The organism is Pseudohongiella acticola (assembly GCF_001758195.1).
Classification (GTDB): Bacteria; Pseudomonadota; Gammaproteobacteria; order Pseudomonadales; family Pseudohongiellaceae; genus Pseudohongiella; species Pseudohongiella acticola.
The window spans coordinates 2,197,972-2,221,384 of the sequence record NZ_MASR01000001.1 but is presented as its reverse complement, the minus strand read 5'-3'; the positions used below and the strand labels follow the sequence as shown (position 1 = coordinate 2,221,384).

General features: G+C 56.4%; 23 protein-coding genes. 4 read left to right on the top strand and 19 right to left on the bottom strand.

Annotated elements, in window-relative coordinates; all coding sequences use genetic code 11:
- The first annotated feature begins 32 nt into the window (after positions 1–32).
- On the top strand, positions 33–1,349 hold the full coding sequence (locus PHACT_RS09480; RefSeq protein WP_083264484.1) for an HlyD family type I secretion periplasmic adaptor subunit: 1,317 nt from the start codon (positions 33–35) through the stop codon (positions 1,347–1,349).
- A 5-nt stretch (positions 1,350–1,354) separates the two neighbouring features.
- Positions 1,355–2,785, top strand: a complete 1,431-nt coding sequence (locus PHACT_RS09475; protein ID WP_169819434.1) for a TolC family protein — start codon at positions 1,355–1,357, stop codon at positions 2,783–2,785.
- Between the two features lie 71 nt (positions 2,786–2,856).
- Here PHACT_RS09475 and PHACT_RS09470 read toward each other — a convergent pair whose 3' ends face one another.
- The 9 genes from PHACT_RS09470 to PHACT_RS09430 all read right to left on the bottom strand — a co-directional run bounded on the left by PHACT_RS09470 (position 2,857) and on the right by PHACT_RS09430 (position 11,098).
- Positions 2,857–4,377 carry a matrixin family metalloprotease gene (locus PHACT_RS09470; protein WP_070117314.1) on the bottom strand — a complete coding sequence of 507 codons (1,521 nt, stop codon included), beginning with the start codon at positions 4,375–4,377 and terminating at the stop codon, positions 2,857–2,859.
- On the bottom strand, positions 4,374–4,985 hold the full coding sequence (locus tag PHACT_RS09465; RefSeq protein ID WP_070117312.1) for a hypothetical protein: 612 nt from the start codon (positions 4,983–4,985) through the stop codon (positions 4,374–4,376). Before PHACT_RS09465 ends, PHACT_RS09470 begins: the two co-directional genes overlap by 4 nt.
- Positions 4,986–5,112: 127 nt before the next feature.
- The gene (gene rfbD, locus PHACT_RS09460; protein WP_070117311.1) at positions 5,113–5,985 is read right to left on the bottom strand and encodes a dTDP-4-dehydrorhamnose reductase; all 873 of its coding nucleotides are present in this window, start codon (positions 5,983–5,985) and stop codon (positions 5,113–5,115) included.
- Positions 5,982–6,557: a dTDP-4-dehydrorhamnose 3,5-epimerase gene (rfbC, locus tag PHACT_RS09455; RefSeq protein WP_070117309.1), complete on the bottom strand. Its 576-nt coding sequence runs from the start codon at positions 6,555–6,557 to the stop codon at positions 5,982–5,984. Before rfbC ends, rfbD begins: the two co-directional genes overlap by 4 nt.
- A 45-nt stretch (positions 6,558–6,602) precedes the next feature.
- A complete protein-coding gene (rfbA, locus tag PHACT_RS09450) occupies positions 6,603–7,508 on the bottom strand; it encodes a glucose-1-phosphate thymidylyltransferase RfbA (RefSeq protein ID WP_070117307.1) in 906 nt (301 codons plus the stop codon).
- Between the two features lie 47 nt (positions 7,509–7,555).
- Entirely contained in the window at positions 7,556–8,533 is a 978-nt protein-coding gene (locus tag PHACT_RS09445) for an NAD-dependent epimerase/dehydratase family protein (protein WP_070117305.1), read from the bottom strand.
- Entirely contained in the window at positions 8,530–9,357 is an 828-nt protein-coding gene (locus PHACT_RS09440) for a glycosyltransferase (protein WP_070117303.1), read from the bottom strand. The genes PHACT_RS09445 and PHACT_RS09440 overlap by 4 nt, the downstream gene beginning before the upstream one ends.
- A gap of 1 nt (position 9,358) precedes the next feature.
- Entirely contained in the window at positions 9,359–10,267 is a 909-nt protein-coding gene (locus PHACT_RS09435) for a hypothetical protein (RefSeq protein ID WP_070117301.1), read from the bottom strand.
- Between the two features lie 57 nt (positions 10,268–10,324).
- Positions 10,325–11,098 (bottom strand): PIG-L deacetylase family protein, encoded by a 774-nt coding sequence (locus tag PHACT_RS09430; protein ID WP_070117299.1) that lies wholly within the window; start codon positions 11,096–11,098, stop codon positions 10,325–10,327.
- A gap of 127 nt (positions 11,099–11,225) precedes the next feature.
- On the opposite strand from PHACT_RS09430, the gene PHACT_RS09425 reads away from it, so the two are divergent.
- A complete protein-coding gene (locus PHACT_RS09425; protein ID WP_083264483.1) occupies positions 11,226–12,029 on the top strand; it encodes an ABC transporter permease in 804 nt (267 codons plus the stop codon).
- On the top strand, positions 12,029–13,234 hold the full coding sequence (locus PHACT_RS09420; protein ID WP_070117296.1) for an ABC transporter ATP-binding protein: 1,206 nt from the start codon (positions 12,029–12,031) through the stop codon (positions 13,232–13,234). Before PHACT_RS09425 ends, PHACT_RS09420 begins: the two co-directional genes overlap by 1 nt.
- Positions 13,235–13,255: 21 nt before the next feature.
- Here PHACT_RS09420 and PHACT_RS09415 read toward each other — a convergent pair whose 3' ends face one another.
- Genes PHACT_RS09415 through PHACT_RS09370 form a run of 10 tightly spaced genes read right to left on the bottom strand, consistent with a single transcriptional unit; the run spans position 13,256 to position 23,385 of the window.
- The gene (locus tag PHACT_RS09415) at positions 13,256–14,344 is read right to left on the bottom strand and encodes a type II secretion system minor pseudopilin (RefSeq protein WP_070117294.1); all 1,089 of its coding nucleotides are present in this window, start codon (positions 14,342–14,344) and stop codon (positions 13,256–13,258) included.
- Complete coding sequence (locus PHACT_RS09410) at positions 14,341–15,075, bottom strand: PulJ/GspJ family protein (RefSeq protein WP_083264482.1); 735 nt, start codon at positions 15,073–15,075, stop codon at positions 14,341–14,343. The genes PHACT_RS09415 and PHACT_RS09410 overlap by 4 nt, the downstream gene beginning before the upstream one ends.
- Positions 15,072–15,464 (bottom strand): type II secretion system protein, encoded by a 393-nt coding sequence (locus tag PHACT_RS09405; protein WP_083264481.1) that lies wholly within the window; start codon positions 15,462–15,464, stop codon positions 15,072–15,074. Before PHACT_RS09405 ends, PHACT_RS09410 begins: the two co-directional genes overlap by 4 nt.
- Complete coding sequence (locus PHACT_RS09400) at positions 15,454–15,975, bottom strand: GspH/FimT family pseudopilin (RefSeq protein ID WP_169819433.1); 522 nt, start codon at positions 15,973–15,975, stop codon at positions 15,454–15,456. The genes PHACT_RS09405 and PHACT_RS09400 overlap by 11 nt, the downstream gene beginning before the upstream one ends.
- Positions 15,953–16,372 (bottom strand): type II secretion system major pseudopilin GspG, encoded by a 420-nt coding sequence (gene gspG / locus PHACT_RS09395; protein WP_070117289.1) that lies wholly within the window; start codon positions 16,370–16,372, stop codon positions 15,953–15,955. The genes PHACT_RS09400 and gspG overlap by 23 nt, the downstream gene beginning before the upstream one ends.
- An 18-nt stretch (positions 16,373–16,390) precedes the next feature.
- Entirely contained in the window at positions 16,391–18,547 is a 2,157-nt protein-coding gene (gene gspD / locus PHACT_RS09390; RefSeq protein WP_139141493.1) for a type II secretion system secretin GspD, read from the bottom strand.
- A gap of 55 nt (positions 18,548–18,602) precedes the next feature.
- Positions 18,603–19,811: a type II secretion system F family protein gene (locus tag PHACT_RS09385; RefSeq protein WP_070117285.1), complete on the bottom strand. Its 1,209-nt coding sequence runs from the start codon at positions 19,809–19,811 to the stop codon at positions 18,603–18,605.
- Entirely contained in the window at positions 19,808–21,304 is a 1,497-nt protein-coding gene (locus PHACT_RS09380; RefSeq protein ID WP_070117283.1) for a GspE/PulE family protein, read from the bottom strand. Before PHACT_RS09380 ends, PHACT_RS09385 begins: the two co-directional genes overlap by 4 nt.
- 3 nt (positions 21,305–21,307) lie before the next feature.
- On the bottom strand, positions 21,308–21,907 hold the full coding sequence (locus PHACT_RS09375; RefSeq protein WP_070117281.1) for a GspMb/PilO family protein: 600 nt from the start codon (positions 21,905–21,907) through the stop codon (positions 21,308–21,310).
- Complete coding sequence (locus PHACT_RS09370) at positions 21,907–23,385, bottom strand: DUF1772 domain-containing protein (protein WP_070117279.1); 1,479 nt, start codon at positions 23,383–23,385, stop codon at positions 21,907–21,909. Before PHACT_RS09370 ends, PHACT_RS09375 begins: the two co-directional genes overlap by 1 nt.
- Positions 23,386–23,413 lie beyond the last annotated feature (28 nt).

Below are 23,413 nucleotides of genomic sequence, written 5' to 3'. Positions count from 1 at the left end.
ATTTATTCGACAAACTTAAACGGAAACCGATTGTGGCAGATAACAGCAGACAGAATACGGCAGACCCGGATGTGATAACCAGTATGGAATCGCCAAAACGAGTTGGCCTGCTGATTTTTTTCCTGGTCTTTGGTGTCTTTGGCGTTTGGGCCGCAGTGGCGCCCATTGACGGTGCTGCTAACGCGCCCGGCACGGTGATCGTGCGCTCTAACCGACAGGTGGTACAACACCTGGAAGGCGGCATTGTGCAGCAGATACTGGTACGCAATGGCGACGTGGTAGACGCTGGTGAGCCCTTACTGGTGCTGAACGAAACCCAGCAGCTGGCGCAACTGCAAATGGCCAACGCCCAGTTTGTTGCGCAGACGGCACTGGAAGCACGTCTGATCGCTGAACGTGATGGTCTGGACGAGGTACAGTTCCCGGTAGCTTTATCATCGCTGGAAAGCAATGCCCTGGTTGAGATGGCATCGCAGGAGCAGATCTTCCGCACTCGCAAGAATCAGCTGGAAGGCAGCATTGATGTGCTGCAGCAGCGCATTGAACAATTACAGTCACGGCTGCAGGGTCTGCGCGCCCAACGCGAGAGCAAAGAAGACCTCGCTGAGTCTTTTGCGCAGGAGTTGAACGATGTTCGGGCGTTGCTGGAGGAAGGCTTCTCTGACAAGAATCGCCTGCGTGAACTGGAGCGTAACGCTGCTATTCTGCGGGGTGAAGCAGCAGACATCACAGCCAGCATTTCCTCAACCGAAATGCAGATTGGCGAAACCCGCCTGGAAATCATTCAGGCTGAACGCAGGTTTCAGAATGAAGTGGCAACCCAGCTCAGTGAAGTGCAGACCGAAGTTCGCGATATTACTGAGCGTCGCAACGCACTGCGTGATATTGTCAGCCGCACCGTCATCACGGCACCGGTCGCAGGCGTGGTCAATGGGCTTCAGGTGCATACCGAAGGGGGGGTCATTGGCCCAGGTAGCCGCATAGCCGACATCGTACCTCAGTCTGACGAACTGATTGTGGAAGCCCGGGTGTCGCCCACAGATATCGATCGGGTTGCGGTAGGGCAGGAAGCCGCCATTCGCTTTTCCTCATTCAGCAGTTCCGTACCCAATATTTTTGGCGTTGTCACCAATGTCTCGGCTGACGCTTTCACTAATGAAAATACCGGCGCCTCGTATTACACCGCTCGACTTGAAGTCACGCCAGAAGGTCGTGCGAATCTGGGCGATCTGGCGCTGGTGCCAGGCATGCCAGCAGAAGTGTTTATTGTCACTGGGTCACGAACATTTCTCCAGTACCTGATGAAGCCTTTCACAAACGCGATAGCGCGAAGCTTCAGGGAAGACTGATGCGTATGAAGTGGAATAATACACATAACAATTTGTCCGGCTCTTTGCACCGGTTGTTGAGCGGCGCGGTCCTGGCGACGCTGTTGTACGCTCCAGCAGGTCATGCCGCCGATGCCACGCAGCAAAACGAGGCGCTCGCCGCTGAAGCAGCTGCGACCGCTGCCATGCAGGAAAGCGGATCGGGAAGCACGCTGGAAGACTTTTTCATGGCCGCGATGGAGTACAGCCCCAGAATTCAGGTGGCCGAGGCGCGTCGCAGTATCGGCACCGCACGTAAACGCGCGGCTACGGGACAATTACTGCCGCAGGTCAACGCCACCGCCAATGTATCCGAGAACAAACAGGAAACGATCGATAGCACGAGTGAGTACCGGGGTGAGCGTTATTCCCTGCAGTTGCGACAGGTGCTTTTTGACTGGGCGGCGTTTGCCCGCCGCCGTTCTACGTCCATGGAAGAGGAGCAGTACGAAGCAGAATACTTCGCCGAGCTGTCAGCGCTGCTGACAGAAATCGCCGAAATGTATTTTGAGGTGCTGCAGGCAGAAGACGCTCTGCGTTCAATCGACAGTGAGCTGGAAGCGACGCAGAACCAGATGCAACAGATTGAACGCATGCATGATATGCAGATGGTTCAGATTACCGATCTGTACGACGCGCAGGCACGACTGGCGGCGGTGGAAGCCGAACGACTGAACCTGGCTACCGAGGTAACACTGGCTCGTGAAGCGTTGCATTCCGCATCTGGCCTGGCTGTCGGAGATTTGTATACCCTGGGTGATGATGCGCAGCTTCCGGAGATCGAAGGCACTGTCATGGACTGGGTCGCGCGGGCACGCGAAGACAACCACATGATCCTGGCACGTGAGTACGCCGTGAAAGCAGCTGAACGTCGGGTATCTGAGCGCCGTGGCGCCTATATGCCAAGAGTGAGCCTGATCGCGCAACAACAACAGTCCAACCTGGGCTTTGACAATAATCCACTCGACAGACGCACTGATACTGGATATCTGGCTATTGACGTCACCATTCCGTTGTTTGCTGGCGGCAGCAATCGCGCGGCAGTCAGTGAAGCACGCAGCATGCAGAGCATCGCGCAGAATGAGTTACGGCAGTTGCATCTGGACGTCAGTGAACGCACACGACTGGCTTATCTGCGCCTGCAATCAACGGAACAGCAGATCGCTGCTGCCGAGAAACTGCTGGAAGCCCGGCGTGTTGCCAGCCGTGCCCGACAGCGTGGCTTTGAACTGGGCACGGTCACCAGCGTTGATGTACTGGATGCGGTGCGGGATGAATTTCTGGCCGAACGCGACCTGCAGGCCATTCGTTACGAACACATCAAGCTGGGCCTGTATCTGCGCCGAGACTCCGGCACGCTGACCGCTGGCGACCTTGTCGATATCAGTGTCAGCCTGGAAGCACCAGAAAACGACTAACGACAGCCGCAGCAAAAACTACTGACTGTTGAGAAGCGTTATCGGGGCAGCCATTGCTTCTCAATCATCTGTCATTCGATCAGTACGTTTATGGGCTGCCCGTTATAATAGAGTTCGCCCGGGTTGCTGTCGACGCCGTAACCGATGAAAAAATCCACGTCGATTTCACTGATGCCATTGTCTGCCGCCCGGAACTGGCTCAGTATGTCTATCTGCTCCACAGCGCTGAGCACTTTGCGTTCGCTGACAGGGACAGGCTGTACCTCTGGCTGATAGCCGACCAGTTCGCCCAGCGTATTCTTCACCAGAATCTCGCCTTGCGGTGTAATCAGCGCGACGGCAAGAAAACCTGGCTGTCCCTGATGCGCCGGGTCTATTTCAATTCGACCGCGCACATCAAAAGCCTGACTCGAAGACACACGGTTGGTAAAACTCTGCCCACCATTGGTGGTCACGCCACCAAAAAAATTTGCATCCGCAACGCCGCCCTGAAAACTTTGCTGTCCGCTCAACGTGAGCAGATCAGCGCTCTGCAATACCACGGACATTCGATAACTGCCGGTATTGGTATTGCCGCACGGGGGCGTTATGCCGTTGCTATAAGTATTGACCAGGATGGTGTGTCTGCCCGCGGGCAGGTTGGTCGTCAGACGCGGATTGCAGTTGCCGGCACTGTCTTCATCAACGCGCAGCGCACCCAGATTGCTGTTGCCAATGAACAGGACACTGTCCAGCTGGCCGTCTGTGACCATGTCAACGGTAACGCGCAGGTCCTGAGTCAGATCCAGGGTATAAACATCAATAAAACTGTCATCGGTGCCGCCGCTGAGCAGTTGCTGGACGCGGCAGTCGCCACCTCCCAGCTCGCCATATACCCAGCCAAAACGCGCTGCACGGTAGTCACAATTTTCTATGCCAGCGTACAGGGTATCAGCACCGGCGATGTCATCAGGTTGCAGGCGAAAAAGATTGCCAATAGTGGATGACATAATTGCCCGTTGGGTGTCGTCGTGACCCAAGCCTATGACATGCCCCAGCTCGTGCAGGGCAATACGCTGAAAATCGTACTCACGTGTGCTGTTGCTTCCCGGTCGCTGCGGGCCGTCGTAGACATCAAAATTCAGGTTCTGGTTAAAAATGATATCAGCTTCAACCAGATCGGCGGTGCCCAGGATATTGAACTCGGTGAAAAAAACCGTAACCGCAAGTGTCGAGGCATTAAAGCTGTTGCCACATACGGTGGATCGAAAATCTATACCATTAAGAATATCCGGCGGATTGCCGGGACCGGAACCAGCGCAGGGGTCCCGATATAACGGACTGCTTTCAAATGTAAAGCGTGTGTTGTCAGTCCATTCTGCGGCCGCGCGTTGCAGCGCCAGCGACCATGGCACACCGCTGCGGGACGTGCCCGGCATGCCAGTAAAAATAAGTGTCTGCGCGCCCGGCCATTTGTTGCCGTTGGCACTGATATCAAATGCCTGAGCAGCACTGCCAAACAGGGTGGCGGCTATGATGAGTGGAGATAGAACCCGTGTAGATAGCACCCGCGGGGATTGGAATAGCGCCAGTGCAAACCGGATGTTCTTCATGGCGCCAACTCCTGCACGCGATCACGCACCAGCGCCTTGAAGCCATCGGCGCTCATGGCTGAGCTTTCGTCGGCAATGGCCTGAATGTGGACGCCACTGGCAACACCATCGTCATTCAATGTCTGTGCTGCCGCGAACGGCGCAATGGTGACTGCGCGAATCGGTTGCTGCCCGGCGCTCTGTACATGGGAACGCCCATTGCTGTCGCGCACAATCAGGTAGTGTCCCTGAGACCAGCCGACAAGGGGGTGAAGCTGATCTGCACTCAGTGATTCAATAAAATAGACGCCGGTTTCTCCAACCGCGGGCACCTGCATTTCACTGACTTCAAGCTGTCGGCTGCCAACGCGCCCGCCAAGATAGCTGAGTTCAATACGTTGTTCGGTGTATTCACCTTTGAGTACGTCCAGCACTTCAAACTCAACAAAGGTGTGGATGCTGCGCGGGCCGGTTTCGCGCGCTTCCACGGTAAGCACACGGCCTTCAAATACCAGTTCGGCGTTCGCTACGACGTCGTCAAAGGACAATTGCGCGACGGTGGTGGCCATCAACCCCGATGACGCAGTCAGCAGGATAAGACCCAGGGCACACTGTTTTATCAAGGTCATACGGTCGCTCCCTTCCCGGAACTGGCAATAAATCAAAAATGCCAATAGCCTAAAATAGCCAACAGGATGCCAGCAATTACAAATGACAGGACCTGCAGTGTCGCCGTTTTATTGTCGGCAACACCATTTATTTTTTTAATTGTGCAATTACGTGACCCAGCTCACGTCTCCAGTGCTGCGGATGACACTCCAGCGCAGCGATCGTCTGCGCCTTGTCCAGCACACTGTACGACGGTCTGCGGGCCGGGGTCGGATAGGCGGAGGTCGGAATCGGATTGATCGGGATGGCCCGACTCAACAGGCCCTGGCTGATCGCCTCGTCCTGTATTGCCACTGCAAAATCATACCAGCTGGCAACACCGGCATCGGTCCAGTGCAGAATACCTATCGGGCGCTTTTCTACTGCAGCGGCGATGCAACGCGCCAGCCCCAGCGTTGATGACGGTGTGCCGATCTGATCGTCCACCACATTAAGGCTGTCTTTTTCCGTCATCAGACGCAGCATGGTGTTGAGAAAATTGCGCCCGTATTGCGAATACACCCACGAGGTTCTCAGCACCAGGCTGTTGTCGCGCGCCAGATAACGCACATGCAGTTCACCTTCGAGCTTGGTGCGACCATAGATACTCAACGGGTCAGTCTGGTCGTCCGGCGTGTAGGGGCGATGATTGCGCCCGCTGAATACAAAATCCGTTGATACATGCAGCAACCAGATGTCCTGTTCCTTTGCCCAGCGCGCCAGATTTTTAGGGCCAGCAGCGTTAGCGGCACGTGCATCGAGGTCGTCAGTTTCAGCCTGGTCAACCGCCGTATAGGCGGCGGCATTGATGATGACATCCGGCGCCAGTTCACCCAGTGTGTTACGCAGTGCAGTTTCGTCACTTATATCCAGCGTGTCGCGCGTCAGCGCAATCAGTTCATGATCCAGTGATTTAAAATGTTGTTGCAGCGTCTGACCTAACTGGCCGTTGGCGCCCAGCAGTACAATTTTCTGACTCATGTTGAGGGCCTTGTTGTTGCAGCGTCGAACACCGGTGCGTCACGCAACAGCAGCCCCTGTCGATCCTTGTCGGACAATACCGGTTCAGGTAAACCGGCAACCAGTGGCCAGTCGATTTTTAGCGCGGGGTCGTTCCATAACAGACTGAATTCATCACCCGGCGCATAATAGTCAGAGCATTTGTAGACCATTTCCGCACTCTCGCTGATAACATAGAAGCCATGCGCGAAACCCGGCGGCACCCACAACTGTTGATGATTGTCTGCGGACAGCAGGGCGCCCACGCTTTGTCCGAACGTCGCCGAACCCTGACGCATATCCACTGCCACATCATAAATCTCACCAGCCACTACGCGAACCAGTTTCCCCTGAGGCTGGTTCAACTGGTAATGCAGGCCCCGCAGAATGCCCTGTGCGGATTTACTGTGATTGTCCTGTACAAAAGAGGTACCTGGCACGTTTTCATCAAACAGCGATTGGCGGAATGTTTCCATAAAGAAACCACGGTGATCACCGTGCACTGTCGGTTCGAGCAACAGGACATCGGGAATCGCAGTAGGAGTAATTTTCATATCGGGCTCAGGCTCCGGCTAACTCTGACAGGTAAATAAAAACGTTTAGTGCTTGATCAGCCGCAGCAGGTACTGACCATAACCGTTCTTCGCCAGCGGCGCTGCCAGTGCTCGCAACTCATCGGCGTTGATATAACCGTTGGCGAAGGCAATCTCTTCCGGGCAGGCGATTTTAAGTCCCTGCCTTTCCTCCAGTACCCGAATAAAATTGGCCGCGTCCAGCAACGACTGCACGGTGCCGGTATCCAGCCAGGCAGTGCCACGGCTGAACAACTCGACCTGCAGTGCGCCTCGCTCCAGGTAGGTCTTGTTGACGTCGGTGATTTCGAGCTCGCCACGCGGTGAAGGCTTGATTGACTTGGCTATGTCGATGACATCATTGTCGTACAGATACAGGCCGGTGACTGCGTAGTTGGATTTAGGCTGTGCCGGTTTTTCTTCCAGATCAATGGCGGTGTTGTTTTCGTCCAGCGACACCACCCCATAACGCTCCGGATCGTTGACATAGTAGGCAAACACGGTGGCGCCGCGCTCCTGCATCATGGCGTTCTGCAGTTTCTCTTCCAGTGAGTTACCGTAGAAAATATTGTCGCCGAGTATCAGACAGACGCTGTCGTTGCCAATAAACTCCTCACCTATCAGGAAGGCCTGCGCCAGACCGTCAGGGCTGGGTTGCTCGGCGTACTGCAGGTTGATGCCCCACTTACTGCCGTCACCCAATAGATGCCGATATAACGGCAGATCGGCTGGCGTGGTGATGATCAGGATGTCGCGGATACCCGCTTGCATCAGTGTGCTCAGCGGGTAATAAATCATGGGTTTGTCGTACACCGGCATCAGCTGTTTGCTGACGGATATGGTCATGGGGTGCAGGCGGGTGCCCGTGCCACCGGCGAGAATGATGCCTTTAGTGGTTTTGTTGCCCGAAGGTCGTGCTGCTGTCTGCTCCATTTGCGTCCTGTCTGTTTACTGATTATCCGTTGTTACTAGATGCCCGTTTACTGAGTGTTATCTGTGTCGCTGGTGTCCGCGCCGGCGCTACCGGCCTCCATGGCCGAAATGATGGCAGGCAATGTGCAGTAGAAAGTCGAACGCGGATTATAGCCCAGATCGCGCTGGCTTGCCGTGTCGTCGACCGCATAATTGCGCGCCAGAGCATGGTAACTGCGCAAGCCCGGTGAATTGTTGATGGGCAGCAGTCGTCCGGCGATTTCCAGTGTTAACGCGCCCAGGTAAAACACCGCTTTGGGTGTGGCCCAGGCGGGCTGCGACCGGCCCAGCGCTGTCCGCATGGCCTGCTCCAGTGACTTGATGTCATAGTGCTCGCCGTCGGTCAGTGCATATATCGGCGCATTGTCACCGACAGAACACTGTGCCGCCAGTACCAGTGCCTGGCAAAGATCCTCGACACCGATCAGCGAGAACGGCTGGGTAAAACGCGGCAACGGCGGCATCACGCCCTTGCGCAGCAGGCGCAGCAGGGTCATCAGGTTACCTTTCATGCCGACCCCGTAGACATTGACCGGGCGTACGATCACTACCTCAATGTCACCGGCCTGGTGCGCGGCCTGCAGCAGCGACTCGGCGCGCTGCTTGGCTTCGCCATAGGCCGTTCGTGGCTGATCAAACGCTGGATCCGCCAGAATGCTGCTGACATACACCAGCCGTCTGACCCCTGCAGCCACGGCGGCACTGAGCAAATTTATGGTGCCATCAACGTTGGTGGCATACAGCGTCTTGATCTGCGCCTGATTAACATGGGCATAGGCGGCCAGGTGATAAACCGTGTCAACGCCCTGGCACAGCTCAGCGAGCGAGGCAGGCTGCAACAGGTCATGCCGGGGGCGCTGCAGGGTGCTCACCGTTACCGGCTCGGACTGTAGCCGGCGAAGCAGGTATCGGCCGACAAAGCCGCTGGCGCCGGTCACCAGCACACCTGGTTGATTATCTGCACCCGAACGGTTAGCTGCGCTCATATCCAGCGCCAGCCGTGACCGGAAAAAAACCGGAAAGCAGAACGACCGAACATGAGGATATGACGCAGGCCTTTTCTGGCGCTGTTGCCGCCCAGATGCGTAATCTTCATCTGCGGCAGAAAACCCAACGCCCCCAGTTCACGGGCACGGATGGACAGATCAAAATCTTCAAAATACAGAAAGTAGCGCGAATCGAAGCCCCCGAGCTGACGCAGCACCGGGTGACGAAACAACATAAAACAACCACTGATGATGGGAATGTCGGTGCAGGCCACATCTGCGCTCAGGTCGCGCATCTCGTAATGTTGCAGGCGTGTGCGGAAGCGCTGTCTGAGCCAGGCCGGGGCAAAACCGCGCAAAACAAAATCCAGTACACTGGGGTAGCGTTTGCAGCCGGATTCGGAAGCACCCTTGCCGTCAGCGATGGCGGGAGAGAGCGCCACCACGGCGGGTGTCTGTTGCAGGTAGCGGATGCCTTCAGAAAGCGCCCTGGGGTCGACTATCACATCCGGATTCAGAATCAGATGGTACTCACTGTCGGTACCATGAATCACCAGATTGTGCGCCTGACCATAACCGATATTGCCGTGACCGGAGATGATGTCAAATCCGACGGTGTCGCTGGACATTTCGCTACAACGGCGGAGCAGGGGCTCCAGTGCGGCAGCATGGTCCGCGTTGTCGACCACGTTGATGTTGACGGCGCCAAGGACCTTCTCGTCCTGAGCGACGTTGACCGCATGACACAAAGACAGCAGCGTATCGCTGAGCACAGCCTCATCAAACCCGTAGACCACCAGCGATACCGTGAGTTGCCCTGACATATTAGAGAGGGACTACCCGGTCGCCGAAGGGCGTGCGGATCAAACGAAAACCTTCGGGCACATCGTCCGGATCAATACGCCTGGGCCGGAAGCGCTGCTCTTCGGCACGACTGGCAGCCGCATCGGGCTCATCACGTTCACGCGCAGCACGCAGGGCCGCCGCAAAGGGGTTCTCCGGGCGTTCTTCGGCACCCTGTTCGCTGCTGCTGTCATCCTGCCCTTCCTGCGTTTCGGCGCCTCGATCGCGGCGCCTGGCCGGTTCCTGTGGTGGCGCTACTGCTTCGGCAGTGGCCAGTGCCAGCCGGGCGACGTTAGCACCTTCGCAGCTGACCCCCTGATCGCTGAACGCAAAGCAGGGTGTGCTGGCCGGCTGCTCCAGCAGCACGTGGCGCGAAGCGACCTGAGTCACCCTGTAACCCGGATAGCCGGGTATGGCAGCGCTGCCGCCACTACCGGCATCAACAGTGATAACCTCACCGCCGCTGGTCCGCACACTGACACGGTAACGATCGCCAAATCGGGAAGTACCGACCAGCGCGAATTGTGGACCGCTGCCGGGTGTCGCCACCGGATTGCGCGGACCGGATGTCTGCGGCTGGTTACTGGTGGCAGTCTGTTCGACGGGCTCAAACAGCGACAGCTCGCGTGCGTTGTTCTGTACCTGGGCGCCGGCCTGGTCTTCGGCTTGTTGCCCGGGCTCTTCCTGAGACTGTACGGAAGCCGCCATGCTCAGCGCCAGCAGCGCAGCTGCCGCCGTGGCCATTATGCGTCCAGCGCGGTGGCGCCAGTTGATAAGGGTTGTTGTGTTGGCGTTACTCATGGCTGCCATTGTGCTCACGGCTGTCTCCGCGCTCATGGCTGCTTTTTCGCTCATGGCTGTTTTGTCGCTCATGGCTGTTGTGACGCTCATGGCTGCTCCCCGATGAGGATGGTTTTTTTGTCCTGGTAAGGCTTTAGACGCATCATCTTAAACTTTAGTTTCCGGTACAGCAAAGTAGCGTGCCACCGCAGCCTGCGTGGCGGCGTGTAAACTGCCGCCCAGCTCCGCATCTGAATAGTGATAGAAGGCTTCAGCGTGGCTCACGGATGCCGGCAGCGAGAAGGTGCGTGCCGTGTTCAGCGCCAGAATCAGCTCGGGGTAGTTATTCTGCGAATTCTGGCTGGCGTATACCGCCATCGCTTCTTGTTTGGTGGCCAGTACCGGGGTGATATCGACCAGGCGGTTGACCGGGCTCTGCACGCTGATCTCATACGACCAGAACTGAGGCAGCGGGCCTCGCCAGGCGCGACGCTGGAGCTGTTGTGCGGCCAGCCACACCAGCTGTGCCGTCATCCGGTGGTCGGGATGCAGCTCAAGTGCGCCAGGGAAAAACACCGTGCCGGCCCCGGTATCAGCGATGGCGGTGGTAATTCGTTCGATCAATGCTGGTGCCAAGTCCAGTCCACGATCGGGTTGATCCCAGGTGTCATTCTGGCTGACACCCAGCAGCGTACAGGCTGCGCCGAGCTCCTGCTGTCGGGTCTGCACCAGCGCCGCCGTCTGCGCCGCATCAACGCTGTCGCCACCCAGCGCGCCGTCGGTCAGGACAACGACATGGGTGTCAATGCCTTGGTCAGCAGCCAGTCGCAGGGCGCCTCCCATACCAAAGGTTTCATCATCGGCATGCGGCGCGAATATCAGCCAGGGTCCGGAAGGCAGATCGGCACATTGATAGGGTACGAGCACATGTTCTGGATTCATGCCGCGAATTGTAGGCGGTTTTAGCGGTTTTTTTTAGCGTTTTCTGGCGATTGAGCGGCTATTTGTGATTAAATTCGCGATCTCGCCGCACGGGTCTTGTCCCGTGTCCGGAATTGTCAGGGTTTTTATGTTTTTTAGTCTAATGCGTCAGTGGGTGCTGTCTCCGGTTCGTCACTTCCGGCTGTTCCACCAGTTTGTCCGACAGGAGTTCAGCGGCCAGTTTGCCGGGTCACTGGGGGGATTCCTGTGGCTGTTTGTCACCCCCATCGTCAATATCAGCATTTATTCCTTTGTCTTCAGTGTGGTTTTCCGGGCTCCGTTGCCGGAGAACTTTGGCGATGTCTCGTTTGTGATCTTCCTGATGATCGGCTACCTGCCCTGGTTTGCCTTTGCCGACGCCATGGGACGGGCCAGTGGTCTATTGCTGGAAAAGGCGCCGCTGATTACCAAAGTCATGTTTCCGGTGCAGTTGATTCCCATGGTGGGCACGCTGGTGCCCTATCTGGTACACGGTATCGCCATATTTGTGTTTCTGGTGTATCTGGCTACTCAAGGTTATTTTGATTTGATGTGGCTCTGGCTGCCGGTGGCACTGGGGCTGCAGTTCCTGTTTACCATGGGACTGGTTGCGATTCTGTCAGCCTTTTGTGTGTTTCTGCGTGATATTCAGCAGATGGTGACCTTGCTGCTGACCGCCTGGTTTTTCCTGACCCCGATTATTTATCCATTGTCACTGCTGCCGGAGAACCTGCGCCCGTTCATGATGCTTAACCCCATGCACAGTTTTGTGCAGTTCTATCGTGAAATCATTCTGCTGGGCGACTTTTCCGTGCCACACTTCCAGGTCATGGTGCTGGCTTCGGTGGTCAGTTTTCTGCTTGGCGGCTGGTTATTCATGCGCATCAAGCACGCGTTCGGGGATGTGTTGTAATGCATAGTATTTCAGTGGCAAACGTGCACAAGGAATTTCGCATCTACGATCGGCCCCAGGACCGACTGCTGGAACTGTTGTTGCGCCAGCCGCGCCATCGTATGTTTCACGTCTTGCAGGATATTTCCTTTGACGTCCTGGAAGGCAAGAGCCTGGGTATTGTCGGCGACAACGGAGCCGGCAAGTCCACACTGATGAAGTTGCTGGTCGGCACGCTGGAACCCAGCGGCGGACAGATCGCCATTCGCGGTCAGGTGGCAGCATTGCTGGAACTGGGCGCGGGCTTTCATCCCGAGTTCACTGGTCGGCGCAATATCCATCTTAATGCCAGTCTGCTGGGTGTACCCGACGATGACATTGATGCCATGGAAAACGACATCATTGAATTTTCCGAATTGCGCGATTTTATCGACCGACCTGTTAAAACCTATTCCTCAGGCATGTATGTGCGCCTGGCATTTTCCATCGCCACCATGGTGAGACCGGATGTACTGGTCATTGACGAAGCACTGTCAGTAGGTGACATTGCGTTCCAGAAAAAATGTGTGCAGCGCATGAACGAGTTCCGTGCCCAGAACAAGACCATGGTGTTCTGCAGTCACTCGATGTATCACGTCCAGGAATTGTGCGACACTGCCATCTGGCTGGAGCAGGGCAAAATCCGGGAGATCGGTAAAAGCGACGAGATCGTCGCGCGCTATGAAGATCACTGTAACAGTCGACGCGTTTATACTCAGGGCGAAGCGCAGGCCAACAGCCATCAGGCAGAAACACCGGATGCGGTGAAAGACTGCCGAATTCTGCAGACGCTGGTGCGCAATGTCGACGGTGAGCTAATCGACAGTATTGATCCTCTGCAGGACTTTGTCATGGAACTGCAGGCGGAAATACTTAACGACGATGTGACCTGCTATTTTGGTTTCGCTTTGATGAAAGATCTGGAAGAAGTGATGTCATCCTATCTGGCCATCGACCGGCCGGAAGTCGAACACGGTCCGTTCCGCAAAGGTGAAAAGATCACCGTGCAGGTGCGGGTAGAAGCCATGGCCATGCGGGTCGGCAAATTTCACGTGCTCAGTGGCGCCGCCGATGCCAGTGGATTGCTGTGGTACGAAACCCGACTCAGCAAAGAGATCAACGTCAACCCGGGCAAGGGTTGGGGTACGCTGGTCATGCGGTCCTCCTGGAGCATGCAGCGCGACTGATGCAGTCACGCCCGGCTCGCACTAATCGTCGATCTGGGCGCGGCGAGTGTCCGGCAACTGCGCATAAGGATTGACCTGATAGACACGCGCTCGATTGTTAGCCGAGCGCACTTCCATGACCTGCATGTACGCCTGCTGCACCGGATCATCCGCCAGTGAGGCGCTGTTATAGTTACCATCATCTGTCATTGCCTGACTGGCAGACTGAGCACGGGCCGGGTAGGCATACACTGAATAAAAACTCGAGGTGTTGAAACCCAGCCAGGGGGAGAGTTCCACCATTTCTTCCAGTGGCACGATTTCACCGACTTCACGCATCACACGAAAGTCGGTTTGCTCACGATGAGCAATAATTTCTTCTACCAGTTCTTCGTCCAGCCCAGGCAACAACAACAGTGCTTCCCGGGTCGCCAGATTCGGGTTGACGGCATTGCCGGTCCCATAGATTGTGAACGCCGCCTCCAGATCAACGTCAGCAAACAGTTCATCAAAACCGCGGATCAAGCGTATCTCTTCCACTGAGTCCAGTTCTGGCACATTGCGCGCGGTGTAGGGCGGGTCCAGGGATTCATAATAGTCGTCTTCGGCGCCCCCGGGAGTGAGCAGGGTATTCAGGTCGGTCCAGTCGTCCCACGCGGCCAGCAGTTCCTGTACCTGACGCGGATCGAACCCTTCACCCAGCTTTTTTTCGACGATCAGCTGCAGCCTTGTGCGTTCGATACGGTTGAGGTTGATTTTGCCAGCATGATCGTAAATACGAACCACCATGTTGTCGTCTGCCGCGTAATTCAGTGTCAGCGGCTGACCATTAAAGCGATAGGCCGGAATACGGAATTCACCGTCATCATTCAGCGTCAGTTCCTGGCCCACTGGCACTGGCATGCGCTCCATCATCAGCTCCATTTCAGCCTTGTGCATGGCAGCCATCACGGCTGCGTAATCCTCATTGCCGGCCTTGTTGTAGAAAGCCGTGGTCGCTGACAATCGCACATTTGCCGCCAGCACCGTCACCAGAATGGTCATGACCACGGCGGTCCACAACACCATAATCATGACCGCGCCGCGCTGCCGGGCCGGCAATGGCCGGACACTTGATAGCTGCGCACTCATTGCAACAATCCTGTATTGGGCGTCAGGTTTCGATGTTCCACGGCTCTGACCGATGCGACGATATCCAGCTCGTCATTGCGTGCATTGCGTGCCGTTGGTTGCAGAACAATGTGCACGGCCATGGGCAGGGCCAGCAACTCACCCCCGTCCCAGGTGTCACGCCAGCGCCTTGCAAACTCCAGGTCTTCAAACAGGTAATTAAATTCCAGTGAGTAGTCGGCCAGCAACAGACGTGGTTCTGCATCCTCCAGTCGTTGCAGCGGGTTGTCACTCAGTGCCGGTGCAAGCTGTAGAAACACGCCGGTACCTGGTTCATCATACAGCCGCCAGGCGGTCAGCCCGGGAGCTCGTTGCGGTGATACTGTCGAGACCCAACTCAGTGAATCCGGCTCACCAACAAAAAACACCTGCCGGGCCAGCGTGTCAGGGTCGCGAAAGCTGTGCGGGAATGCTCCCTGCAGTGCGCGCTCCAGCTGCAAAAGCGCCACGGTTTCGTCCAGCGAATTTTCCAGCCCTTCCGCGTTATTGTCCCAGTCACGGATCACCCCATACATGCCCGCAGTCAGCATGGTCAGCAACATTGCGGTCAGCGACAATGCAATCATGATTTCGAGCAGGGTGAAACCACGTGATGATTTTATTCCGCAATAACCGCCATGAGCGGGCGGAGGAGCGGGGAGAGCAAAAGCAGGGGATCGCTCGCAGAAACTTGAAAGAGTCGGCGCTGTCATTGCGGTAACTCCAGGCGTATCCAGCGCACGCCGTTTATGACTTCATCGGTGTCTTCGTCAACAATCCGGAAAGTCTGCAACAGGTCATTCATCGGAGCGGTGCGACGCAATACATCAGGCAGTATGTCACCGGACTCGGTCTGGAACCGGGTATTCCCGATAATCGGTTCCAGTTCTCGGTACTCGTTGTCCAACAATGAAGAATTGATCTGAGCCCGTGCGGCCATGGTGTCCTGTAAGGTCGATTGAGTGCGCACTGCCAGCTGTTTGCTGCCGGCCGCCAGACTGAACAGGGCGCCCAGCACCAGGCTGGTGATGGTGAGCGCAACCATGACCTCTAGCAAAGTAAAGCCTCTGTTACGGATAATGGCGCCAGGTCTATTCTTCATCCAGCACCTGTACCCGACCGGAGAATGGATCCACACTGATGGTCAGTTGACGGCCGTCCTGTTGCAGGATCAGTTCGCCCCCGGTACTGCCACCTTCCGGAAAGAATGTAATTTGCAAGCGCTCATCTGGCGGCGCGTCCTGCCCGGCACTGTCCCGATAATTGAGAACGATGTTGTCCCCTGTCCAGCGACCGACAATGTCCGCCTGCTGCCTGGAGTCGTCAACGTTGTCGCGATCGCCAGTGTCACCGCCCGTGCCCTGCATTTCTATAGCAGCCGGCGTTCCCTGGACCACAGCCATGCGCCGTGCATAATTCAGCAGGCCGGTCGCTTCGCGCACCTGCGCAGTAAATCCGGGTGAGTTCAGCGATGCCAGTCCGGGTCCGATCAGCGTGGCCGCCATTCCCAGTATGCCCAGCACCAACAGCAGCTCCAGCAGCGTAAAACCACATTGACGCGCAGGGAGCCCGCGCGTCCAGGGCATCCTGTCAAATGCTGATATCTGCGTCATTGCCCTCGCCACCATCGCGGCCGTCGGCGCCATAAGACATCAATGAATAGTCACGACCGTTTGATTCGTACTGATATGCATTGCCCCAGGGGTCTACTGGCAACGAGCCGCGAATATAGGGACCATTCCACGTTGAACGGCTGCTGGTATCACGCACCAGGCCGTCCAGTGAATCGGGGTACTGCCCAATGTCCAGACGGTAAGCGTCGAGCGCACTGCCCAGTGACGAAATTTGTGACAACACGGCATCACGACGGGCACTGTCGGCCTGATTGAACAGGTTGGGCGCCACCATGACCGCCAACATGCCCAGAATGGCCATGACAATAAGCAACTCTATGATGGTAAAACCACGATTGCGCATGGCGCTGTTAGTGATAGATCTGGCTGACTTCATTGGCAAATCCTCATCTTCTTAATAGTCTTCGGAGAGCACTTCTGCCGCCAGCTCGAATCGGTTCAGGATCTCCCGATAGCTGGCATTGTTCTGCTCATTAACGTTAATAATCTCTGGCCGGATCACAATAAACAGTTCGCGACGCTCGTTGTTATCGCGCTGGTAGCTGAACAGACGGCCCAGTCCAGGCACCCGATTGAGAACCGGAACACCGGTATTCAGGTTGTCGTTGCTGTTCTGGATCAACCCACCCAGCACGATATTTTCGCCATCCCTGACCACAACCGTGGTTTCAATTTCCTGATTCTCGAATATCGGATTGCCAAGAACACCGGAATTTTCCGACACTGATGACAGCGCCTGACGTATGACCAGATTTACGACACCCTCATCATTGATGCGGGGCGTGATGTTAAGCTCAATACCGGTATCGCGGTATTGAATATTTTCAGTCGTGCCAACTGTCGTGGTGGTTCCGCCAAGGCGCACCGGAACTTCGGCACCGATACGAATCTGACCTTCCATGTTGTTGACCACGGTCAGCGACGGACGCGCCAGTAGCCTCACATCATTGTTAACCGCGATTGCCTCCAGTGTTGCTTCGACACGGGCAGCGCCATCAAGGAAAGCCCGGTTGAACAACAGTCCTCCGAGCCCGGACTGACCATCGGCACCGGCTGGCAGAAAACTGGTTCCCAGTCGTGTCGTGCTGTCAGCAGACTCCAGCACCCGAGACCAGTCGACACCGAAAGACGTGTCGTCAGTCAGCACCACCTGCGCGATGACAGCGTTAAGCATGACCTGCAATGGCGCACTATCCAGCTGATTGATGATGGCCAGCAACTGCCGGTAGTCGCGCGGATTACTGCGAATCAACAGAGTATTGGTGGCATCGTCGGCAACGATGGTGACGCGCAAATTGGCAGACACGGCAACCGAGGTCACCAGCGTATTTGAACTGGCAGGCTGGCGTGCGACTGGTTCACCGTTCTCGTTGAATTCGAAGAAAGCTTCGCGCTCATCGCGTGAGTCATCGTCGTCATCCTCATTGCCGGGAACGGTGTCGTTGTCATCTTCCCGCCGGAACACTTCGGTCAGGGTTTCCGCCAGCTCCGTGGCATTCAGATTCTTGACCCGGTATTGAAACAATTGTTCTGCCTGCTCCTGACGGTCAGCGTCGAGAATGCGTATCCAGCGGCTGATTTCGTCGAAACCGCGAGTGGCAGGTGCCGTCACCAGCAGGGAATTGACACGCTCCAGTGCCTGCACCTGGAATGCAGGCGAACCACCTTCGATAAGCTGCAAAATATCCTGCAGCTCCTGCGCTACATCAGCGGCGCTGGCATTGCTCAATGGATAAAGCTGGATGCCCTGATTCATGAACGGATCGTCGTCAATCAGGTCCAGCAACTCATTGACACGAGACAGTTGTCCGCGACTGGCAGACACCGCCAATGTGTTGCTGTTGGAGATGCGGGTGACGGTACCATCAGGAGTCACCAGCGGCGTGAGCAGCTCAAGTGCGGATTCAACAGAAATGTAGGTCAGTGGTGTTATCTGCATGACGTAGTTGGCGGTACCGCGCTGCAGATTGTCAGGTGTGGTGACTTCCACTGGCAGATTGGAATCGCCCTTGGTGGCGTAGTAGATGTCATTCTCACGTTCAAGCAGGACACCGTTCTGGCGTGTCAGCAATCGCACCAGGGGCCAGATATCTTCATAAGCCAGTGGTCGATTGGCAGCGGTGCGTATACTGACCAGATCCGAGATGGTGGGATCAATGATCATGGTAATGTCAAGCGCATCGGCAAGCTCGGTCAACACATCACGCAGGTCGGCCTGCTCATAATTCAGTTCCACGACATCCTGAGCCGGTGCCTCGATCGGTGACGGCACCGTTTCACGGTAGCCGTCAGAACTGACCCGGACACCGTCACGATTGATCTCGGCAATCAACGCCTGCCGCTCCGCGCTGTCGGCGGCTTCGGCCATCTGGCGGGCAGACATGTCCTCAGAGGCAGGTCGGGTGGCCGATGGCACAGCGGTCGATTCCGCCACACTTGAGGGCGGCGTACTACGACCAGCCTGGCTGCCGCTACCTGTTTGCATGGACGCGCAGGATGACAGCGCGACTGCAAACCCGAGCAAGGCGATTGGCCTGATGTTTCCTTTCACGTTCCGTACTCCCCGTAAAGGTCGACACTGTTTTGTCGACGATACTTTTCTGGCATTAAAATTGTACCGCGTTCATGCTGAACACGGCCGACAACATGGTAATGGTGATACCGCCCACGGCAATGCCCAGCAGCAGGATGAGCCCGGGCTGCAAGGCAGATACCAGGCTGGCCATCTGATTCTTTACGCTCTGGTCGAAAGTCTCTGCCGTTTTCAGCAAGATGCTGCCGGTGCGACCGGATTCTTCACCGACCGCGACCAGCTGATGCAACAGCGTCGGAAATACTCCGGCTTTTTCCAGTGACACGCCAAGTCCGGCGCCCCCTCGTACATCTTCCTCAACGCGCGCCAGCAAACGCACCAATTCGGTATTGCTGACCACTTCACGCGCAACTCTCAGCGCCCGGATCAAGGGTATGCCTGCGCCCAGCAACGCACCCAGCGTGCGGGCAAAAACGGCACAGTCGCGATATAACAGCAACTGGCCGAGCAGTGGCGTGCGTAACAAAAATGCATCTTTGCGCAGTTTAGTCGCGGCCTGCCGGTCCTGCCATCGCCACCAGAACACCAGCCCCGCAATCATCAGCACAAACAGGTAGCCGTATTGCTGAACGCCTTCGCTCAGGGCAAGCAGAAAAGCCGCGGACGCAGGCACATCGGTGCCGGCATCCTGAAACATGATGGCGAACTGTGGAATCACAAACACCAGCAACAGAAACACGGAGATGACACCGGTAACCAACAACACAATCGGGTAAACCATGGCAGAGACAATGGCCTGTCGATTGTTGGCACTGGTTTCCAGAAACTCAGCCAGGTCTGGCAGCAATTGGTGCAGAATGCCGCCTTCCTCGCCAGCACGGACGATATTGATATACATACGTGAGAATACGTCCGGCCGGGTTTCCATGGCTTCTGCCAGACTCTTGCCTTCTTTGACATCCCGGCGCATGGTCACAACCAGTTCCCGCATCGCGCTGGACTCGGTGATTCCTTCCAGCAAACGCAGCGCCTTGTCCAATGGCACCCGGGCGTCCACCAGAGTGCGCAGGCCGGTGGTGAAATCGAGCAGATCGCGCGGCCTGATTTTTTTACCGGTGCGTACCCGTTTTTCGCTCTGACTGGCCGGACTGATTTTCACCGGAATCAGTTGCCGGTTCTTCAGCAGTTTAACAACTTCACGTTCCGAATCTGCAGAAATGTGCCCGCGCTGAATCTTGCCGCTGACATCATAGGCCTGATAGTTGAACTGAGCCAGACTCATGACGCTGCTCCGGCCCGAGTCACGCGCACCACTTCTTCCGGCGTAGTGAGGCCCGCTGCGAGTTTTTCCAGTGCATCCTCGCGCAACGTTTTCATGCCTTCCCTGATCGCCTGGCTGCGGATGATGTTGGCATCCGCGCCGCTGGCAATTTTGTGACGAATCGCATCCGACATGACCAGCAGTTCATACAGACCAATCCGGCCCCGGTAACCGGTTTCACCACAACGATCACAACCCTTGCCGCGACGCACCTGAGGATAGTCCTGCGCGCGAATCTGCAGTACCTGCTCTTCGTCAGGGGTAATCGTGTGTGGCTCGCCACAGTCGGTACAGATGCGACGCACCAGACGCTGCGCCTGAACACACAACATGCTGGAACTGATCAGATAACCTTCAACCCCCATGTCCTGTAACCGGGTGATGGCACCAGCGGCATCGTTGGTGTGCAGGGTAGAGAAAACCAGGTGCCCGGTCAGCGCCGACTCAATGGCGATCTCGGCAGTTTCATGGTCACGGATTTCCCCGACCATGATAACGTCGGGGTCCTGCCGCACGATCGAGCGCAGCCCCGCAGCGAAAGACAATCCGATTGCGGCATTGGCCTGAATCTGGGTAATGCCTTCCAGCTGGTATTCCACGGGATCTTCAACGGTAATGATTTTGCTTTTCTGGCTGTTTATTTTTTCCAGCGTCGCGTACAGGGTGGTGGTTTTACCGCTGCCGGTAGGGCCGGTAATCAGAATCATACCGTGAGGCTGGTTGATCAGACTTTGATAGCTGCCCAAAATATTATCCGGCATGCCCAGTTGCTGCAGACTGACTGCGGTATCGCCGCGATCCAGGATTCGCAACACAATGGACTCCCCGTGCACGCCAGGCAATGTCGATACTCGCATGTCCAGTTGTTTGCCGCCGGTGCGGAAGTCTATACGACCATCCTGTGGCAATCGCTTTTCACCGATGTCCATGCGCGCCATCAGTTTCAGACGCGATGCCACGGCCGTTGTGATTCGTACCGGCAGTCTTTCGATTCGGTGCATGATGCCATCAACACGACAGCGCACATCCAGATGTTCTTCATTGGGCTCAAAGTGTATGTCGCTGGCATTCAGATCCAGGGCACGCGCAAACAGGTGATTGACCAGTCGGATAATGGGCGCTTCAGAAGCAAGGTCTTTAAGTTCCTCATCGTCTTCAAAACCGGAAACAAACACATCGTCGGTGCCGTCAGCATCAATTGTCGGTGACAATTCTGCCCGCCAGTGTTTGGTCAACCGCCTGACTTCATCAGTGCCAGCCGGTCGAAAACGTACGTTTATCTCGTTATTGCCGGGGCCGGCATTGTGCATGACGAATCGGATGCGCGCGCGTAACTGGCTATCCGGCAGAGTCTCGCAGACGAGTTCATGGCTGTTGACAAAATCCTGCGCTGGCGCAATGCCCGCGGGTTCGAGCAACTGGGTAAAGATCGGCAGACTGATGATATTGGACATGACTCAGTCTCCCGCCGTGTTGGGTTGGGTTTCGCGACTGAAACCGACAACGGTAATTTCACCACTGAACATGTTTCGCCCTCTGCTCATGCTGAAATAATTCACGGCCAGCCAGGGTTCGGATGCGTCCAGTCGAGCGAGAAAATCCAGCGTGTTGCTCTGGTTATCCAGATTGAAAGCAAGTGTCTGCTCAACCAGCAACCAGCCGTCGGCCTCCATCGACTCAGCCAGGCTGGTGGAGGTGATGGTGATACCGGTGTCCTGTGCGATCTGCCTGACCAGGCGCTGGATGTTGGCAGCCAGCACCGGTACTGTCGGCAGAGACCCTGTCGTATTGGCATTACCGGTAAACAATCGCGCTTCCAGATTCTGCAATTGCTGATCGATTTCCTGGCGACGCTGTTGCCACAAGTCAGTATCGTTCAACAGCCGCTGCTCTCGATCTATTTCCAGGCGCAGGCTTTCAATGGCTTGTGCCCGCTCGCTGTAAACATCTCGCACCACCGGCAAACCGTTAGACAGCGCAATGATCAATGCCAACACCAGGGCCAGGCGCAGAATATTTTTTTCCCGTGGTGTCAGTGAACGCAGCCCCGACAACATTATTGTTCCTCCGGGAAATACCATTCCTGATAGGCAGGAAAATTGACCGTGGTCAGGCGCAGGTCAATGTAGAATCGGTTGTTATTGGTGGCACGGGCAAAGTCCACTTCTGTGAACATCGGGTTCTGTTCCAGTTGCTGCAACAGCCCCTGCGGATCGTTACTCTCGCCTTCAATGCTGATATAACCTTCCTCCAGTTCCAGCGAGGTCAGCACATTGGGGCTCACTTCGGCTTGCAGGGCCAGCAACATCGCAGGCACATCCTGGGCAGGGTACTCGGTCAATACTCCCCAGCGTGATTCGAAGTCACGTACCGCCTGCTGGTCGGCACGCGCCGGCGCCGTGCGTTGTTGTTGTTCAGCCAGAGTATTGTTCAGGCTACGTAGCTGCAACGTCTGGATCAGAAACGGGATAGAGCTGAGCACGGTGAGGGCGGCAATCACGGCCGCCACCCGCCACAAACGTTTGCCCTTGTCGAACTGATGACGTGCGGCCAGGGCGGCATCTGGCACGATGGCGTAAGCGGTTGCTGTTGTCGGCAGCGCATTGCTGCGAAGTTGTTGCGCCCCCATGGCCTGTCGATAATCGTCCGCGCTGTGCAACGTCATGGCCTCGGGCGCTGATGCGGTCAGCACTGCCGTTTCAGCCTGCCACTGATCGTGGAAAGCCGGAATCGCCAGATCCGTCTTGCTGGTCTGCAGGCACTGCTGGCATACCCCATCGCGAAACAGCAATACTGATTGGTTGCGGGCATCCTGGTCGTCGATCATCACCATGTCCTGCTGACCGGCAATCAACATGGTGCGCGGCATAACCGCAGTAAGAAACAGTGATTGATCAGCGAATGCCCGATGCAATGCATTGAGCGTTGCCGTTGGTAGCCAGAACGCCATGTGGGCCTGGGTTTGGGATTGGGTTTGGGACTGGGCGTCGTCGGCCGTTTTACTGCCTGCGTCGATGGTGCTGACTGCCACGCTGAGGGCATCATCGTAACCCGGCACCAGACTGTCAGCCTGCAGCCGCAATGCCGGGCGAATGGCAGCAGCAGCAACACCGGGCAGATTGACAGGTGTTGCCAGAAAATCTGCCGGTGGCAATAACAACAGGGTATTTTGTGTGAAGCTGCTGGCTGTACTGTTTGTCGCGGAAATCCCGGATATGTGCTCGCCGTCACCGCCATCTGCCAGCAGGCTTGCCGCAGCAGTGGCCAGACGCATGGCCAGTGACGATGCGTCAGCTGCACCATTGTCAGATCTTCCGTCAATACTCCCGCCACTGCTCTCATCACGGGTGCCGACGGCACTGTCAGGGATTCTGCAGCTACGCCCGCTGTCCAGGTGGTACAGGTTATCGTCAAATACCATCAGCACGGTGTTAGTGCGGCGCAGCAGAGCGACGCCCGGATCGGTCGTGTTCAGCGAACGCCCTGCCGTGGCCAGCCATTGGCCGACCTGTTCGCCGATGTCGCTCAAACCCATGGTGTAATCCCTGTTATTGTTTCTTGTC